We start from the raw sequence: 15,766 nt of genomic DNA, 5'->3' as shown, positions 1-15,766 counted from the left end.
CACTCTCGCACCAATATTTGGTTGAGGCGGTGGCCGGTGCTTTTCGCGATTTATTGCGCGGAAAGGAACAAAACGCTCCAAAACCAACCCGCATGGCCGGCGCCAGCGTCGCGGCCTCAAGTGTTAAATTTCGGCGAACCTGCGGAAAACCACATCCAGCCAGGCGAGCGCACGTCCCGCTGTTTCGTACCTTGCCGAGCCCTCGATATGTCCATACCGTCCGTGCGCTATGCCGATCTTGTCTTCCAGCCCGATTTGCGCGCCGCCACGCGGGACGACGGCGCCAAGCTGAGCCTGACCCGGCAAGAGCGCGCCCTGATCCTGCAGTTGACCGAGCGGCCGCATCAACTCATCACGCGGCAGCAACTGCTGGAGGGCCTGGGCGATCTGGCGGGCGAGCTGAGCGAGCGCAATATCGATTACCTGGTCAACTGGCTGCGCAAGCGGCTGGGAGACAATGCCCGCACGCCGCGCTTTATCGCCACGCAGTATGGTGAAGGCTATATATGGGTGGCGGACCCGATCGCGGTCGCGCCGGTGTCGGCCTTCCTGCTGATCGGCCCGGTTTATGGCCTGGGCGAAAACGAACAGGCCGCCGCCGTCGTGAAGCGCCTCGGCGGCCACATCGGCCAGGCGCTGCACGGCAGCCGCAAGGTGCTGTGCCTGCCGCAATGGCGGTTCGAGCCGGAGACGGCAAGCCATATCGCCCATAGCCTGGAAATCAGCCTGTGGCCCGAAGACGGCCAGCTGCATATGGCGCTGGTGCTCAAGGACGGCCGCAGCAACACGCCGATCAGGCCGTTTCGCTTGACCGTGCCCCTGGCGGGGGAAAACGCCGAACTCGCTGCCTTCGCGCAATCGCTGGCCGATGCCATCTGGGCGCATGCCGCGCTGCCCGGCGGAGAACCGCCCAACCCGACCGACCGGCCCTTGTTGCTGCGCCTGCACGATGCAGCCGTCCTGGTCACGGGCGATATCGAAAGCTGGCGCCACAATGCGCAGCGGCTGCGCGCGGCCCATGCGGACAATCCGGACGACCCCGCGTTGGCGGTGCTGCTGGCGCTGAACCGCTATACCGAGCTGATCCAGGGGCCGCTATCGCCGGATACGCCGCCGCTGACCGATGTGCAATGGCGCGGCATTGAAGACGATATCGAGCAATTGGCGCTCGGCGCCTTGGCAAAGGCCCGAAGCGAACCGATGCTGTTGCTGGGCATCGCAAAGGTGCTGTGCTTCATCGATCGGGGCTACCTGAAGCTGGCCGCCACGCTGACCGAGGAGGCCTTCGAAGCCAGCACGGCCTTTGCCGCCGCCTTCACCATGAAAGCGCTCACTCTGGCCTGCCAAGGGGAGATCGACCGCGCGGTCGATCTCTACGATCGGGCGATCGAGCTCGCCGAGACGGGGTCCCAGTTTCATATCTATCTCTTGATCCTCAAGGGCAGCGCATTGCTGGCCGCCGACCGGCGCGGCGAGGTGGCCCAGATGGTCGCCGAACTGTCCGCGCTCGATCCTGCGAGCCGGGGATGGGTCGGCTTGATCTTTCTTTCTCCCAAGTCCAAGCGTACGCCGCCGGCGCTCGCCATGATCCCCAAGGAAGCGGGCCGGCGCATGCTCACCTACCTGCACCGGACCACCGCGCGGCAATTCGAGCGCCGGCATCATCAGAAGAACGTCCTGCATGGCCTGGCCATTCATCTGGCCCGCGTCCACGGCGCGGATGTCATTCCATCGCCGCTGCGGGAATACTTTCCGAAGCGCTTCGCCGACGCGTCATGAAAAAGGCCGCCAAGCGCGGCGCCGGCGGCGCGCCGGCCGGGAGCGCTCGCCTATTGCCTGGCCCCGATATCGTCGACGATTTTCTGCCACTTGGCTTCCTCGGCTTCCAGGAACTGGCCCAGTCCCTCGGGCGAGGACGGGCGCAACTCCACGCCCATGGTCACCATCTGCGACATGAACTCCGGATTGCGCAGGACCGCCTGGGTGCTTTGGTTCAAGCGCGTGACCACGTCGGCGGGAACGCCCGGCGGGGCCAGCAATGCATACCAGATGCTGCTGGTGACGTTGGGCAGGCCGGCATCGTTGGCGGTGGACAGGTTCGGCATGAAGTCCGGCATGCCGGCCTCCCGCGTCGTGGGCAGGTCGGGCATGAGCGTACTGCGCCCGGCGCTGGTGACCGCCAGGGCGCGAACCTTGCCTGATTGGACCAGCGGCGCCAGATGGCCCACCGTGCTCAGCAACAGCTGTATTTCGCCGCTCATGAGGGCAACGCTGGCAGGAGCCGCTCCCTTGTAGGGGATGCGTTGCATGTCCAGGCCCGCGGCGCGCAGCATGTATGCTGTTTCGAGATAGGTATTGCTGGCCGACGTTCCGTAGTTCAATTGCCCGCCGTGCGCCTTGGCATAGTCGATGAATTCCTGCAGGGTCCTGGTCGGCAGCATCGGGGCAATGGCGATCGCGACCGGCGCCTCGCCGATCATGGAAATCGGCGTGACGTCATCGCGGACCTTGAATTTCGCCTCGCTGAACAGGCTTGGGTTGACCGCGTGCGTCGATGTGGCCAGGTAAATGGTGTAGCCGTCCGGCTTTGCGTTCTTGATGGCCTGGGAGGCCAGCAGGCTGTCGGCGCCGGGGCGATTCTCGACCACGATCGGCACGCCGATCTCGGCGTTCAGGTATTTCGCGAACGCGCGCGTCAACACGTCGGAGCCGCCGCCGGCGGCAAACCCCACCACCAGGCTGATCGGCTTGCTCGGATAGCTGTCGGCGGACGCGTGCAGCGGCAGCAGGGCACTGATTGCGGCCGCGGCTGCGGCAAGTATTCTCCTGTACATCGCCATCTCCTCTGTTCCCCGATGAAGGATCCAATCGCAGCTTGAGTCGCCGGTACGGCAGGGGCGTTCCCAGCTTGCGGATAGGGCGCTTCGATTGCTTGAATAGTCATATGAGCGCGAAGTGAATTTATCATGAAATTGAATGGGTAATCATTCAATTTTCATGGCCAGGGCCCGGCCGCCACAGGCATGGGCAGTTGCCTGGGTGGGCTTTCATAGGGGAAAGAGCATCGCGCCGCGATTTGCGGCCGTGATGGAGGCGGTGCCGTATGAGTATTGAATGGCTAACCATTCATGTCGTGTGGCCCGGCCTGGTGGTCCGGGCGGGAGGGGCGGGAGGGCCGGGCCGGACTGTGGCGTCCGGCGGCCAGGCTCAGGCGGCGAGGCCGCGCCGTGCGCGCTTCTTCGGTTCCGTGCCCGCCGCGCGGGAGGCGCCGTCGTCCGATTCGCCGGCGAGATGGACGGGCCGGAGTTCGCCGGCCCGGCGCAGTTCTTCATATCGGCTGCTGCCGCGCGGCAGCAGCAGGTCTTTCCAGGCGGCATGGATCGCCTGGTCGAGAGACTCATCCAGCGTGACGATGCGACGCAAGCGCCAATGCTTCAGGGGCCATGCATGCGCCGCAATGATGATGCGGTACACCAGCAGCTCCACGTTGGTGGGCGCCAGGTAGCCCGCGCGTATGCAATCCGTGGCGCATGCTTCGATAAGCCTGTTGGTGTCGAGTTCGAGCTGCTTCATCTGCTCGATGTATTCGGGCTTGAGAGACTTGGTCTCGCGGTAGGTCAGCAGCACGGCTTGCTGGTTGGCGGCCATGACGCGCGTGTAGGCATCGATGGCGCGGTACAGGCGCGCGATGGGATCTTCGACGCCCAGCAAGGCCGACGGCACTTCTTCCTTGTTGCGCTGGACGATGTGCTGCAGCGCCAGGAACAGCAGGTCCTGCTTGTCCGGCACGTACTGGTACATCAGGCCGGCGCTGACGCCAGCCTCCTGCGCGATGTCCTTGACCGTGGCGGCGTGGTACCCCATGCGCGAAAACAGCTTGATCGCGGCCTTTACCAGTTGCGCGCGGCGTCGTGTTACCAGGGAGGAGTCGTCGACGGAATGGGGCATGTTGGGGTGGGGCTCCTGCGGCGCCGCTGTGGGCGCCGCGGTGGACTGACGGCCTGCAGTGGTGGCCTGGTCGCTGACAACAACGGCCGCCGGGTCTGCATTATGGAGCCATGTTCGCCCCGCCGCCAAGCCGGGCGGGGTTGGGCCATGGCCCTGGCGTATTGTCGCTGCGCCCGGTTCGGACCGGGGCGCCGCCTGCAGGCAGGCCGTTGCAGGCGACGTGCGCCTACCTGATCTCCGAATCCACCGCGAATACCGCCTGCGAGCGGTAGCGCTGGATGACGTCGGGCAGGGATTCGCTGCCGCCGCCCTTGCGGATCAGCCAGTAGTTGATGGCGGCCATGCCGACCAGGAACTCCTTGCATTGCTGCCTGGCGTCGATGATGGCGGAATAGGCGAGATAGATGACCTGGGCCTGCATGCGGGCCGGGGCCTTGTAGAAGCCGCCGATGACGTTGGAGACGACGCGCATGAGCAGGTCCTTCTCGCCTTCGAAATCGCCTTTGTCCACGCATGCCCAGTAAGCCTCTTCCTTGCCGCTGGGCACGAAGCTGTCCACCCATTGGCGGTAGTCCTTGTCGGCGACGATGGACATGGCCATGCGCTGCAGCGCTTCGTGGTCGGCCTGCTCGAGCGGATGCGCGGCGCAGAAGTCGCACAGGGCGCGCACTTCCTTGAACAGCGACTCGTGGCCCCGGCCGATATTGTTGTAGCTGTCCATCAGGCGCTGCAGGTTGCGGCGGAATTCCTGGATCTGCGATTCGCCGCCTTCGATGCTGTCGAGCAGGGGATAGATCTGGTAGTTGTAGGCGCAGATCGCGTTGATGTAGTCGCTGATGGCCTGCGTGGTGTTGGCCATGGCGTCCATCAGTACGTTGGCCCGCTTGGGGTCGAGTTCCAGCGATTTTTCCAGGCGCTCCAGGCCGCGGCTGACGGAGGCCTGCAGGGGGACGGTGTGCCGGACGATTTCCTTGACGTAGGCCGTCGACAGGTTGCCGAGCGCCGATTGGAATTCGTCGACGGTTACGGCGCGCACGGATTCGTCGAGCTGCCGGCGCTTGGTTTCCCGGGTCTTGAGGCGCTGGTTGATCAGGAAGGTGATGGCCGAGGCCAGAATCGCCAGGCTGGTGGCGACGTCGACACCGAATTGAATTTTCGACAAATCCATCTGCAAGAATTCCCGTTTTTATTTCACAATGTAAACAACATCAACATATCACGTTTTTATTTCGCTCAATGAAAATGGGGCGTCCGGACTTGCCTGTTACCAACTGGTCCGCCGGGGCCGTGCTGGCCGCTGGGGGCGGGATAGATAATTACCACTGGTAATATACATATATCCGAATCCGCATATTCCGCCTGCGCGCAATCGCAGGGCACGCCGCTCAATATGAATCGCAATCTCTGGCTGTTGTCGGTCCTGCAGGGCCTGTTCCTTACCAATAACGTTACTTTCATCGCCATCAATGGCCTGGTCGGGTTCGCGCTCGCGCCGTACGGCTGGATGGCGACGCTGCCGGTCATGGGTTATGTGGTCGGGGGGCGCTGTGCACGGGGCCGGTCGCGTGGACGCAGAAGCGCTACGGCCGCAAGGGCAGCTTCATGCTGGGGCTGCTGGTGGCGGCCGGTTCGGCGCTGCTGTGCGCTTTCGCGGCCTATATAGGCAATTTCTGGTTGCTGTGCGCCGCGACCGCGATCGCGGGCTATTACTCGGCCAACGGGCAGCTTTACCGGTTCGCGTCGGCGGAGCTGGCCGCGCCCGGCGCGCGCGAGAAGGCGGTGTCGCTGGTGATGGCGGGCGGCCTGCTGGGGGCGGTGGTGGGGCCCAACCTGGCTTTGTTCACCAAGGAATTGTTCGTCACGCCGTTCCTGGGCGCGTATCTGGCGCTGGCCGTGGTGGCGCTGCTGGCGATGGCGGTGCTGGCGCGCATCGAGTTTCCGGAGGTGGCGCAGCGCGCCAGCGCGAATGGTGGGCGGCCGTTGTCGGTGATTGCGCGCCAGCCCGCGTTCATCGTGGCCACCGGGGCCGGCGCGCTCGGCTACGGGGTGATGAACCTGCTGATGGCGGCCACGCCGTTGGCGATGCAGCACCATGGCCTGCCGTTCGCGGATGCCGCGTTCGTGCTGGAGTGGCATGTCATCGGGATGTTCGCGCCCGGCTTTTTTACCGGCCATCTCATCAAGCGTTTCGGCGTGCTGCCCATCATGGGCTGGGGCGCCGCGCTCAATCTGGTCTGCATCGGCGTGGCCCTTTCCGGGGTGGAGCTGCACCATTTCACGGTGTCGCTGTTCCTGCTGGGGGTGGGGTGGAACTTCCTGTTCACCGGCAGCACGACGCTGTCGCTGTCGACCTATACGGTCGAGGAGAAAGACCGGGCGCAGGCCGCCATGAATTTCTGCGTGTTCGCGGTGATGGCGGTGACTTCGCTGACGTCCGGGATGCTGGTGACGACCCGGGGATGGACCGTGCTGAACGTGGGATCGCTGGTGCCGATGCTGATGATATGTGTGGGCCTGGCGTGGCTGGCGTGGCGCAAGACCCCCAGCCGGGCGGCCGTGGGCTAGCTGTGAACTGTCAATAGGTTGTATTCGTCCAGGTTGAGTCTGGAGATGGGTACAGCGCGCCCGATGCCTTGGTGGGGTCGATGCCAGTTGTAGTGGTGTAGCCAGGATTTCATGGCATCGGCTCGGTGTTGGGAGTTCTGGTAGGTGTGAGCGTAAGCCCACTCACGCAAGGCCGACTGGATGAAGCGTTCGGCCTTGCCATTGGTCTGTGGGCGGTAAGGTCGGGTAAAGCGGTGCTTGATGCCCAGCTCATGGCACAGCGCGGCGAAGGCGCGGCTGCGAAAGGCCGAGCCATTGTCGGTGAGCAAGCGCTGGATGGTCACGCCCAGGCGCTGGTAGTAGGCCACTGCGTCCTTGAGGAACTGGACGGCGCTGGGGAAGCGCTCGTCGGGGTGGATGTCGGTGAAGGCCACGCGGGCGTGGTCATCGATGGCCACGAAGACGAAGTCCCAGCCGGCCCCCTCAACGGTATCGCGTCGGTTGCCCGTGACCCGGTGGCCAGGGCGCTGGATACGTCCCAGCTTCTTGATGTCGATGTGCAGCAGATCGCCGGGGGCCTGATGCTCGTAGCGCACCACCGGCTCGGCCGGCTCCAGGTCGGCCAGGTGCGACAGACCGGCGCGGGCCAGGACGCGGCTGACGGTGCTGGCTGACACGCCCAGCGCCTGGGCGATGCGCGCTTGGGTCAGCCGCTTGCGGCGCAGCTCCACGATAGCCAGCGCCTTGGCCGGCGCAATCGCTCGGGGCGAGACCGTCGGGCGCGAGGACGCATCGGCCAAGCCCGCCTGGCCCTGAGCCAGGAAGCGGCCCAGCCATTTGCGCACAGTCGGCGCGGTGACCCCATAGGCGCGGGCCGCTTCAGGCACACAAACTTGATGGGCGATCAATTGCTGGACCATTTCGAGTCGACGTAGGAAGGTCAATCGGGCATGCTTATGGGTGTTCATCCGGCCGGGCTCCTTGAGTGAACTGGGGGGGTGGCGATTTCCAGTTTCTCAAATCCGGTTCGGATGAACCATGCATACAACCTATTGAATCTTCACACCTAGCGCTCCCCGAGGCCATCCCTGCCGCGTCGCCATGGCCGCATCCGTGCGGTCCGCGCGTCGGCCGGCCGTTCAGGTCGCGAAGACTTCCTGCCAGTCGCGGGTCTTGGCCAGCGTGCGCACGGCCGCCGATTGCTCCAGGATGGCGACCGCTTTCTTGAATTCCTCGGCCGTGGCGCCGTCCTCGAGTATGACCAGGCGGGCGTTGCGCGCATCGGCCATTTTCACATCCGACATCTTGCCGTGGGTCTGGTAGACCTGCGTCCAATCGACTTTGCGGCCGGCCTTCAGCGCGATGGGTTCGATGTAGGTCATGGAAGTCGAGGTTGCCGAGCGCACCGCGAAGGCGAAGTCGGCGGTGTGCCCGCTGCTTCCCTGCGCCTTGGCGCCCTTGACCATGCGGTTCGCGCCGACGGCTTCGGCCAGGGTGCGTCCGACCTGGGCGCGAAAGCGCAGTCGGCTGAATTTGGGCATCCATTTCGCGCACTGGAACGACAGCGCCATGGCCAGCTTGACGGCGTCCCACAAGGCGTCCTGCAGCTGCTCGTTGGGGCCTTGCGCCACGATGGCGCCGGCCTTGTCGAAGCGCGCCAGGCTGACGCCGGGAGTCTGGTTCAGGACTTCCAGCCGCTTGGCCACCAGTTCGATGCCGAAGGTGGCCGCGTGCAAGGCGGTTTTACAGGCGTCGGTGAGATAGAACGTGTGGGCGTCGGGATGGACGATGAAAAATGCGGCATGCTGGCCATCCAGGCCCAGCGTCATGGGAGAGATGGCGCGAATCGCGTGTTCGCCCGCGGGCTGGACGCTCCAGCCCGACGCTTCCAGGAAGTTGCTCATAGGATCAGTTCGATTTGGCGGCCCTTCAGCGGATGGGCGAAGCCGCCGGTCAGCGTCAGGTTTGCGCGCGGCAGGAAATAGTCGACCAGCGCACCGATGCTCTCCAGCGCGGGCACGACCGGTTCCGCGTAGCCTTCGCCGGCCTCGACCCAGATGTGCTGGTGGCTGCGATCGGCCAGCGCCTTGCGGAACTGCGGCAGGTTCTCGCCCACCATGCTGGTGTGGAACGAGTCATCGGTATCGACGCCGAACACGCGGTGCGGGCCGACGAACAGGCTGGCCCCGAAGGCTTCGGGCAGGAAGATGGTGGCCTGGCCGAACACGGCGGTACGCGCGCCGCGGTAGGTGATGCGAAAGAGGATGTCTTCGCGCACATCGCCCTTGAGCCGGCACGCGCAGCTGAATTCCTGCCATTGCGAGTTGCTGGCGGCCGGCTTGTGGGCCCAGCTGATGGGCTTGGTGGTCTCCTTGGGTTCCGCGAGGATTTCCTACACCTCGTCCGGCGTGATCAAGGGTTCGACGTTGTTGGCCATGGGCACTCTATTGAATTCGAAAATGCGGCGGCGCCCATGCATGGCGCGCGCAAGCAACGGCATATGCGGTTGCGAGGGGGCGTAATCTTACAAGACAGAGGCGGGTAAGATCGAATGGCTGTATGGGCATACAGCCATTCGCGCGCCTGGGGCGCAGCCGCGCGCGCTAGAGTTGCGCCGCGCCGAAGGTGTCGCACTGGCGCAGGTCGCCGCTTTCCAGGCCGCGCTTGAACCAGCGCACGCGCTGGGCCGACGAGCCGTGCGTGAAGGCGTCGGGCACGACATAGCCCTGGCTCTTCTTTTGCAGGGTGTCGTCGCCGATGGCGCTGGCGGCATTCAGGCCTTCCTCGATGTCGCCCGATTCGAGGATGTTGCGCGCCTGGTCGGCGCGTCGCGCCCACAGGCCGGCGAAGCAGTCGGCCTGCAGTTCCATGCGCACCGACAGGGCGTTGGCCTGGGCCGGATTGCGCTGGCGCAGGCGGTCGACCTGTTCGGCCACGCCCAGCAGATGCTGCACGTGGTGCCCCACCTCATGGGCGATGACATAGGCCTGGGCGAAGTCGCCCGGGGCGTTCAGGCGGCGCTCCATTTCGTCAAAGAAGCCGAGGTCGATGTACACCTTGCTGTCGCCGGGGCAGTAGAACGGGCCCATGGCGGCCTGGCCGGTGCCGCAGGCCGTGGGCGTGGCGCCGCGAAACAGCACCAGCTTGGGCGGCACGTAATTGCGGTTGAGGCTTTGCGTGAAGATGGCGCCCCAGGTGTCTTCGGTCTCGCCCAGGACCTTGGCCACGAAGCGCGCCTGCGGGTCGTTGGCCGGCGGCGCGCCGGCGGGCGCCTGCTCGTAGGTGGCGGGGCCTTCGGCCATCTGCAGCACCACGGAAGGGTCGATGCCGAAATACATGGCCACCAGCGCAAGCACGATGGTGCCGATGCCGATGCGGCCCTTGCCGCCCAGCCGGGGCCCCGCGGCGCGCCGATCTTCGATGTTCTGGCTTTCGCGCGAGTCGTCCATGCGCATGGGGTGCCTCCTGCCGCGCGCACGTGCGCGCATACTCGATCAAGAGTGTTAGGATAAACCCATGGCCCTGCTTCTGACACTACATCCCGCGAATCCGCAGCCACGCTTGATCAAACAGGCTGCGCAATGGCTGTCCGACGGCGGGCTGGTGGCCGTGCCGACCGACTCTAGCTACGCCGTGGTGGCGCCGCTGGACGACAAGGCGGCCGCCGATGCGCTGCGGCGCCTGCGCGGCCTGGACGAGCGCCACCATCTGACCCTGCTGTGCCGCGACCTGGCCGAGATCGGCCAGGTCGCGCGGGTCGACAACAAGCAGTACCGCCTGCTCAAGGCCGCCACGCCGGGGCCGTGGACGTTCATACTGGAAGCCACCCGCGAAGTGCCGCGCCGCGTCTCGCATCCGTCGCGCAAGACCATCGGCATCCGGGTGCCGGCGCACGCGGTGGCGCTGGCGCTGCTGGAGCAGGTGGGTGCGCCGCTGCTGTCGACCACCCTGATTCCCAGGGACGAGGAAGACGCGCTCAACGACCCCGAGGCCATCCAGGAGCGCTACCAGCACGAACTGGCGGCGGTGATCGATGCCGGGGCCTGCCCGCAGACGCCCACCACGGTGGTCGACCTGACCGGCGCCGAGCCGGCGGTGCTGCGGCGCGGCGGCGGCGATCCGGCGGCGCTCGGGCTGGACTAGCTGTGAACTGTCAATAGGTTGTATTCGTCCAGGTTGAGTCTGGAGATGGGTACAGCGCGCCCGATGCCTTGGTGGGGTCGATGCCAGTTGTAGTGGTGTAGCCAGGATTTCATGGCATCGGCTCGGTGTTGGGAGTTCTGGTAGGTGTGAGCGTAAGCCCACTCACGCAAGGCCGACTGGATGAAGCGTTCGGCCTTGCCATTGGTCTGTGGGCGGTAAGGTCGGGTAAAGCGGTGCTTGATGCCCAGCTCATGGCACAGCGCGGCGAAGGCGCGGCTGCGAAAGGCCGAGCCATTGTCGGTGAGCAAGCGCTGGATGGTCACGCCCAGGCGCTGGTAGTAGGCCACTGCGTCCTTGAGGAACTGGACGGCGCTGGGGAAGCGCTCGTCGGGGTGGATGTCGGTGAAGGCCACGCGGGCGTGGTCATCGATGGCCACGAAGACGAAGTCCCAGCCGGCCCCCTCAACGGTATCGCGTCGGTTGCCCGTGACCCGGTGGCCAGGGCGCTGGATACGTCCCAGCTTCTTGATGTCGATGTGCAGCAGATCGCCGGGGGCCTGATGCTCGTAGCGCACCACCGGCTCGGCCGGCTCCAGGTCGGCCAGGTGCGACAGACCGGCGCGGGCCAGGACGCGGCTGACGGTGCTGGCTGACACGCCCAGCGCCTGGGCGATGCGCGCTTGGGTCAGCCGCTTGCGGCGCAGCTCCACGATAGCCAGCGCCTTGGCCGGCGCAATCGCTCGGGGCGAGACCGTCGGGCGCGAGGACGCATCGGCCAAGCCCGCCTGGCCCTGAGCCAGGAAGCGGCCCAGCCATTTGCGCACAGTCGGCGCGGTGACCCCATAGGCGCGGGCCGCTTCAGGCACACAAACTTGATGGGCGATCAATTGCTGGACCATTTCGAGTCGACGTAGGAAGGTCAATCGGGCATGCTTATGGGTGTTCATCCGGCCGGGCTCCTTGAGTGAACTGGGGGGGTGGCGATTTCCAGTTTCTCAAATCCGGTTCGGATGAACCATGCATACAACCTATTGAATCTTCACAACTAGCCCGGGACGGCAGGCCGCCGTCCGGCCTGGCGTTGCGCACACTACAATGCGTCGCTATGAATGAAATCATCCAGCTCATCGCGATCTACGCGATTCCCGTGATCTTCGCGATCACGCTGCACGAGGCCGCGCACGGCTACGTGGCGCGCATGTTCGGCGACCCGACGGCCTACCAGGCCGGCCGCATCAGCCTCAATCCCATGCGCCACATCGATCCGGTCGGCACGCTGCTGGTTCCCGCCGCGATCCTGCTTGCCTCCAAGCTGATGGGCGGCGCCGGGCCTGCTGTTCGGCTGGGCCAAGCCGGTGCCGGTGGATTTCGGGCGCCTGCGCCGTCCCAAGAAGGACATGCTGTGGGTGGCGCTGGCGGGCCCCGCGGCCAACCTGCTGATGGCCATCCTGTGGGCGCTGGCGATCCGCCTGTATTTCGAGGCGGGCGTCCAGGAGGGCTATTGGTTCGAGATGGCCCGCGCGGGCGTCAACGTCAATCTGGTGCTGATGGCGCTGAACCTGCTGCCCATCTTGCCGCTGGACGGCGGACGGGTGGTGTTCAGCCTGCTGCCGCAGCGCCTGGCGTTCCAGTACGCGCGGATCGAGCCTTACGGGCTGGTGATCGTGCTGCTGTTGCTGGTGACGGATGCGCTATGGGTGCTGATGCGTCCCGTATTAGGTCTGGGGGCCGAAATCGTCAGCTGGTTTTTATAAGATTCCGGCCAATATCCGGTAAACTCGTTGGTTTGATTGATTGAGGTCCGGCCAGACAGGCGCCGGGCCGCGGAGCCCGATAAACATGGCATCCTCAGCACCTGCCGCAACCGTGCAGTTCCAAGGCAGTTTGGTGGCCCTGGTCACCCCGATGCAGCCCGATGGCAGCCTCGACTACGACGCATACCGGTCCTTGATCGACTGGCACGTGGCCGAAGGCACCGATGGCCTGGTGGTGGTCGGCACCACCGGAGAATCTCCTTCCGTTTCGATGGAAGAGCACGCCGAGCTCATCCGCGTGGCGGTCGAGCACGCCGCCGGCCGCATTCCGGTCATCGCCGGCGTGGGCGCCAACTCCACCGACGAAGCCATCCATCTGGCCCGCCACGCCAAGGCGGTCGGCGCACAGGCCGGCCTGTCGGTCGTGCCGTACTACAACAAACCCAACCAGGAAGGCATCTACCGCCATTTCCGCGCGGTGGCCGAGGCGGTCGATCTGCCGACGGTGCTGTACAACGTGCCCGGCCGCACGGTGGCCGACATGTCCAACGACACGGTGCTGCGCCTGGCCGAAGTGCCGGGCATCATCGGCATCAAGGAAGCCACGGGCGACATTGCCCGGGGCGCCTTGCTGCTGCGCGAGGCGCCCGCCGGCTTCCAGGTGTTCAGCGGCGACGATCCGACCGCCGCGGCCCTGATCCTGCTGGGCGCGCGCGGTAATATTTCGGTGACGGCCAACGTGGCGCCGCGCCTGATGCATGAACTCTGTACGGCGGCGCGCGGCGGTGACGTGCCGCGCACGCGTGAACTCAATGCACGGTTAGCCCGTCTCAACAAGGCCTTGTTCATCGAGGCCAACCCTATCCCTGTCAAATGGGCGCTGGCCCAGATGGGCCACACAGCTCTTGGTTATCGTCTGCCGATGGTCGAGCTGAGCGAGCAGTACCACTCGCTGGTACGTACCGCCCTGCAGGAAGTGGGTCTGCTCTAAATATCGTGAGGATGCGTATGAACAAACGTCATGCCGGAGCGTCGGCATTGATGGCCCTGGCATTGCTGGCGGGCTGCAGCGATGTCAACCAGTTGCTGGGCAATGAAGAGTCGGTGGATTACAAAAGCACGCGGCGCGGCGACCCGCTCAGCATTCCACCCGACCTGACCCAGGCCAACAACGATCCGCGCTACAAGGCGCCTGCCTCCGGAACCGCGACCTACTCGCAATTCCAGCAGCAGGGCCTGCAGCAGCAGGCCAGCGCCGGCCAGAATACCAACGTGCTGCCGGAGCGCGCGGACATGCGTGTCGAGCGCGACGGCGACCTGCGCTGGCTGGTGATCGAGCGGCCGCCCGAGCAGCTGTTTCCCAAGGTGGTCGATTTCTGGACCGACACGGGCTTCACGGTCTCGGTCAACAATCCGCAGGCCGGCATCATCGAGACCGACTGGGCCGAGAACCGCGCCAAGATTCCGGAAAGCTGGCTGCGCCAGGTGCTCGGGTCGGTGCTGGAGACCGCGTGGGATAGCGGCGAGCGCGAGAAGTTCCGCACGCGGGTCGAGCGCGTCAATGGGCACACCGAGATCTACATCACGCACAACCAGATGCTGGAAAAGCGTGTCGGCTCGGATGGCGGCCAGGTGCAATGGACCCACGGCAAGGAAGACCCGGGCCTGAACGCGGCCATGCTGGCGCGCCTGATGGTGTACCTGGGCACCGACGTGGATGCGGCGCGCAAGCTGGTGGCGCAGGCCGAAGCGGCCCCGCAGGCGCCCAAGGTGCAGAGCGTGCGCGCCGAAGGCGCGATGCTGGTGGTCGACGAGTCGTTCGATCGCGCCTGGCGGCGCGTGGGCGTGGCCCTGGATTCGGGCGGCTTCGCGGTCGACGATCGCGACCGCAGCGCCGGCGAGTACTTCGTGCGCTACGTGGATACCGACACGGGCGCGCAGAACGAGCAGCCGGGCTTCTTCAGCCGCCTGTTCTCCAGCGACAAGAAGGCCCAGGCGCCGCAGTACCGCATCCGCCTGACGGGCTCCGGCACGCAGACGCAGGTCACGGTGCTCGACGCCAACGGGCAGCGCGACAGCAGCGCAACCGCCCAGCGCATGCTGAGCGTGCTGAAGGACAAGATGGTCTGAGACCCTTCGTCTCCTGACGCCGCGTAGCGGCGCAAAAAAACCGGCAAGCCGCAAGGCTTGCCGGTTTTTTTTGGCCTGGCGCGCCGGCTCAGGGGTAGACGACGGAAAAGCCGACGTAGCTGGTGATCTGGGCCGCGTCGACATCTTCCTTGGGTTTCTTCACGTACGAGGCGAGATAGCGCAGGGTGTAGCTCTTGCTGCCATTGGTGACCTTGCCGGTAAAGGTTTGCGCGGCTTGCGTGGTTTTGTCCGTGCCCATGCGGATGTGCTGGCCGTTGAGGTTGGCCAGGCGGAACTCCACGCCCTTGGCCTTGGTGGCGGACGACACGGTGCTCAGGTTGCCGTTGCCGGATGCGTTGTAGGTCTGCTTGTAGGCAATCAGATCGCCCGTGTCGTAGTTGGTGGTGATGCCGGGCTCGAAATACAGCTTGAGCGCGCCCAGCGCCTGGGGGCATTCCTTCAGCTTGATGTCGAAGGGCGTGGCGCCGGCGGTGTCGCCGTCGTTCCTGAGCGCGTTCTTGGAAATCTTGGGCAGTTGCACGACCTTGATATGGTTGAGGGTGCTGGGCTCTTCGATGACGCAGGTCTGGTCGGAGATGCTGCCGGTGATGACGATGGTGCCGTCGTTGGCCAGCGCTGGCAGTACGGGCGAGGCGGCAAGGATAAGCGCGGCGCGCAAGGCAGGGTATGAAAACTTGGACATGGTGATTCTGATACTGAGGGGTGCCGTCATGTGCTTGGCGTCGGCATCAGAATATCAGGTCCGGGGGGGGGGGGGGGGGGGCTGATGGTTGTGTGGGAATTTGCCGGTAATCGCGCCAGATCGGCGGGCGGCTTCGCGCAATGAAAATGGCCTCCGTTACCGGAGGCCATTAGCATGCCTGCCCGCGGGCGGGCATCCCGACGGCGTGCCGGCCGGCACGGGGGCCGGCCGGCGGGGCCGGGAATCAGGACGACGGCGTCGTGGCGCCGCCCGAGCTGCCCGGCGCCGGTTCGGCGGGCGCCGTCGCCAGCGGGGGCGGCCGCGTCTTCGTTCTTGTTGCAGGCCGTGAGGGCGACTGCCATCACCGGAGCCAGAATCAAGGTTTTGCTCATCATGGTCGACACTCCTGTTGATGACGATTTCGTGGCCCCATTAGGGGAAACCAGTAGTCAGGCTACAGGAATCATTCAACGGCTGGCGTTTGGAAATTAAAGCGGTCGCATCCCAAATGAAACAACCCTTGCGAGCGTGTGTGTGATCTATC

13 protein-coding genes and 2 pseudogenes are annotated in these 15,766 nt (G+C 65.3%); 6 read left to right on the top strand and 9 right to left on the bottom strand.

Going from position 1 to position 15,766, the window contains the following annotated elements:
- Window positions 1-207 precede the first annotated feature (207 nt).
- Window positions 208-1,779, top strand: coding sequence for a winged helix-turn-helix domain-containing protein (locus BN118_RS14265; RefSeq protein WP_014905963.1), 1,572 nt, complete (start codon window positions 208-210; stop codon window positions 1,777-1,779).
- 50 nt (window positions 1,780-1,829) lie between these two features.
- Here the strand turns inward: BN118_RS14265 and BN118_RS14260 are convergent, their stop codons facing one another.
- The 3 genes from BN118_RS14260 to BN118_RS14250 all read right to left on the bottom strand — a co-directional run bounded on the left by BN118_RS14260 (window position 1,830) and on the right by BN118_RS14250 (window position 5,122).
- Window positions 1,830-2,834, bottom strand: a complete 1,005-nt coding sequence (locus BN118_RS14260; protein WP_014905962.1) for a Bug family tripartite tricarboxylate transporter substrate binding protein — start codon at window positions 2,832-2,834, stop codon at window positions 1,830-1,832.
- Window positions 2,835-3,207: 373 nt separating this feature from the next.
- Complete coding sequence (locus BN118_RS14255) at window positions 3,208-3,948, bottom strand: TetR/AcrR family transcriptional regulator (RefSeq protein WP_014905961.1); 741 nt, start codon at window positions 3,946-3,948, stop codon at window positions 3,208-3,210.
- Window positions 3,949-4,174: 226 nt separating this feature from the next.
- On the bottom strand, window positions 4,175-5,122 hold the full coding sequence (locus tag BN118_RS14250; RefSeq protein ID WP_003808531.1) for a hypothetical protein: 948 nt from the start codon (window positions 5,120-5,122) through the stop codon (window positions 4,175-4,177).
- A gap of 216 nt (window positions 5,123-5,338) precedes the next feature.
- On the opposite strand from BN118_RS14250, the pseudogene BN118_RS14245 reads away from it, so the two are divergent.
- Window positions 5,339-6,513: pseudogene (locus BN118_RS14245) on the top strand (MFS transporter).
- On the opposite strand, the gene BN118_RS14240 reads toward BN118_RS14245, so the two are convergent.
- The 4 genes from BN118_RS14240 to ypfJ form a co-directional block, all read right to left on the bottom strand.
- Window positions 6,510-7,460, bottom strand: coding sequence for an IS481-like element IS481 family transposase (locus tag BN118_RS14240; RefSeq protein WP_005012067.1), 951 nt, complete (start codon window positions 7,458-7,460; stop codon window positions 6,510-6,512). The pseudogene BN118_RS14245 and the gene BN118_RS14240 sit on opposite strands and share 4 nt — an antisense overlap.
- Window positions 7,461-7,631: 171 nt before the next feature.
- Window positions 7,632-8,396: a hypothetical protein gene (locus BN118_RS14235; RefSeq protein ID WP_010930425.1), complete on the bottom strand. Its 765-nt coding sequence runs from the start codon at window positions 8,394-8,396 to the stop codon at window positions 7,632-7,634.
- Entirely contained in the window at window positions 8,393-8,881 is a 489-nt protein-coding gene (locus tag BN118_RS14230) for a hypothetical protein (protein ID WP_227915060.1), read from the bottom strand. Before BN118_RS14230 ends, BN118_RS14235 begins: the two co-directional genes overlap by 4 nt.
- A gap of 214 nt (window positions 8,882-9,095) precedes the next feature.
- Window positions 9,096-9,947 (bottom strand): KPN_02809 family neutral zinc metallopeptidase, encoded by an 852-nt coding sequence (gene ypfJ, locus BN118_RS14225; protein WP_010930427.1) that lies wholly within the window; start codon window positions 9,945-9,947, stop codon window positions 9,096-9,098.
- 61 nt (window positions 9,948-10,008) lie between these two features.
- Between ypfJ and BN118_RS14220 the strand changes: the two genes are divergently transcribed.
- Window positions 10,009-10,635 carry an L-threonylcarbamoyladenylate synthase gene (locus BN118_RS14220; RefSeq protein WP_010928449.1) on the top strand — a complete coding sequence of 209 codons (627 nt, stop codon included), beginning with the start codon at window positions 10,009-10,011 and terminating at the stop codon, window positions 10,633-10,635.
- Here BN118_RS14220 and BN118_RS14215 read toward each other — a convergent pair.
- A complete protein-coding gene (locus tag BN118_RS14215) occupies window positions 10,632-11,582 on the bottom strand; it encodes an IS481-like element IS481 family transposase (protein WP_005012067.1) in 951 nt (316 codons plus the stop codon). The genes BN118_RS14220 and BN118_RS14215 overlap by 4 nt on opposite strands.
- A gap of 158 nt (window positions 11,583-11,740) precedes the next feature.
- Between BN118_RS14215 and BN118_RS19960 the strand changes: the two are divergent.
- From BN118_RS19960 to bamC, 3 genes and pseudogenes are all read left to right on the top strand, one after another.
- Window positions 11,741-12,389 (top strand): annotated as a pseudogene (locus BN118_RS19960) (site-2 protease family protein).
- 85 nt (window positions 12,390-12,474) lie between these two features.
- On the top strand, window positions 12,475-13,380 hold the full coding sequence (dapA, locus tag BN118_RS14205; RefSeq protein WP_003809954.1) for a 4-hydroxy-tetrahydrodipicolinate synthase: 906 nt from the start codon (window positions 12,475-12,477) through the stop codon (window positions 13,378-13,380).
- A gap of 11 nt (window positions 13,381-13,391) precedes the next feature.
- Window positions 13,392-14,519: an outer membrane protein assembly factor BamC gene (gene bamC / locus BN118_RS14200; protein WP_003809956.1), complete on the top strand. Its 1,128-nt coding sequence runs from the start codon at window positions 13,392-13,394 to the stop codon at window positions 14,517-14,519.
- Window positions 14,520-14,607: 88 nt separating this feature from the next.
- Here bamC and BN118_RS14195 read toward each other — a convergent pair whose 3' ends face one another.
- Window positions 14,608-15,222 (bottom strand): fimbrial protein, encoded by a 615-nt coding sequence (locus BN118_RS14195; protein ID WP_010930436.1) that lies wholly within the window; start codon window positions 15,220-15,222, stop codon window positions 14,608-14,610.
- Window positions 15,223-15,766: the final 544 nt, after the last annotated feature.

It is taken from the genome of Bordetella pertussis 18323 (assembly GCF_000306945.1).
Lineage (GTDB): Bacteria > Pseudomonadota > Gammaproteobacteria > Burkholderiales > Burkholderiaceae_B > Bordetella > Bordetella pertussis.
Note: the sequence above shows the minus strand (reverse complement) of the source record. Positions and strands in the feature narration are given on the sequence as shown.

What these genes read in the sequence shown, in the direction of transcription:
- BN118_RS14265 (WP_014905963.1), top strand. Translation starts at nt 208, where the DNA reads ATGTCCATACCGTCCGTGCGCTATGCCGATCTTGTCTTCCAGCCCGAT.
- bamC (WP_003809956.1), top strand. Translation starts at nt 13,392, where the DNA reads ATGCGTATGAACAAACGTCATGCCGGAGCGTCGGCATTGATGGCCCTG.
- BN118_RS14235 (WP_010930425.1), bottom strand. Translation starts at nt 8,396, where the DNA reads ATGAGCAACTTCCTGGAAGCGTCGGGCTGGAGCGTCCAGCCCGCGGGC.
- BN118_RS14220 (WP_010928449.1), top strand. Translation starts at nt 10,009, where the DNA reads ATGGCCCTGCTTCTGACACTACATCCCGCGAATCCGCAGCCACGCTTG.
- BN118_RS14240 (WP_005012067.1), bottom strand. Translation starts at nt 7,460, where the DNA reads ATGAACACCCATAAGCATGCCCGATTGACCTTCCTACGTCGACTCGAA.
- dapA (WP_003809954.1), top strand. Translation starts at nt 12,475, where the DNA reads ATGGCATCCTCAGCACCTGCCGCAACCGTGCAGTTCCAAGGCAGTTTG.
- BN118_RS14195 (WP_010930436.1), bottom strand. Translation starts at nt 15,222, where the DNA reads ATGTCCAAGTTTTCATACCCTGCCTTGCGCGCCGCGCTTATCCTTGCC.
- ypfJ (WP_010930427.1), bottom strand. Translation starts at nt 9,947, where the DNA reads ATGCGCATGGACGACTCGCGCGAAAGCCAGAACATCGAAGATCGGCGC.
- BN118_RS14260 (WP_014905962.1), bottom strand. Translation starts at nt 2,834, where the DNA reads ATGTACAGGAGAATACTTGCCGCAGCCGCGGCCGCAATCAGTGCCCTG.
- BN118_RS14215 (WP_005012067.1), bottom strand. Translation starts at nt 11,582, where the DNA reads ATGAACACCCATAAGCATGCCCGATTGACCTTCCTACGTCGACTCGAA.
- BN118_RS14255 (WP_014905961.1), bottom strand. Translation starts at nt 3,948, where the DNA reads ATGCCCCATTCCGTCGACGACTCCTCCCTGGTAACACGACGCCGCGCG.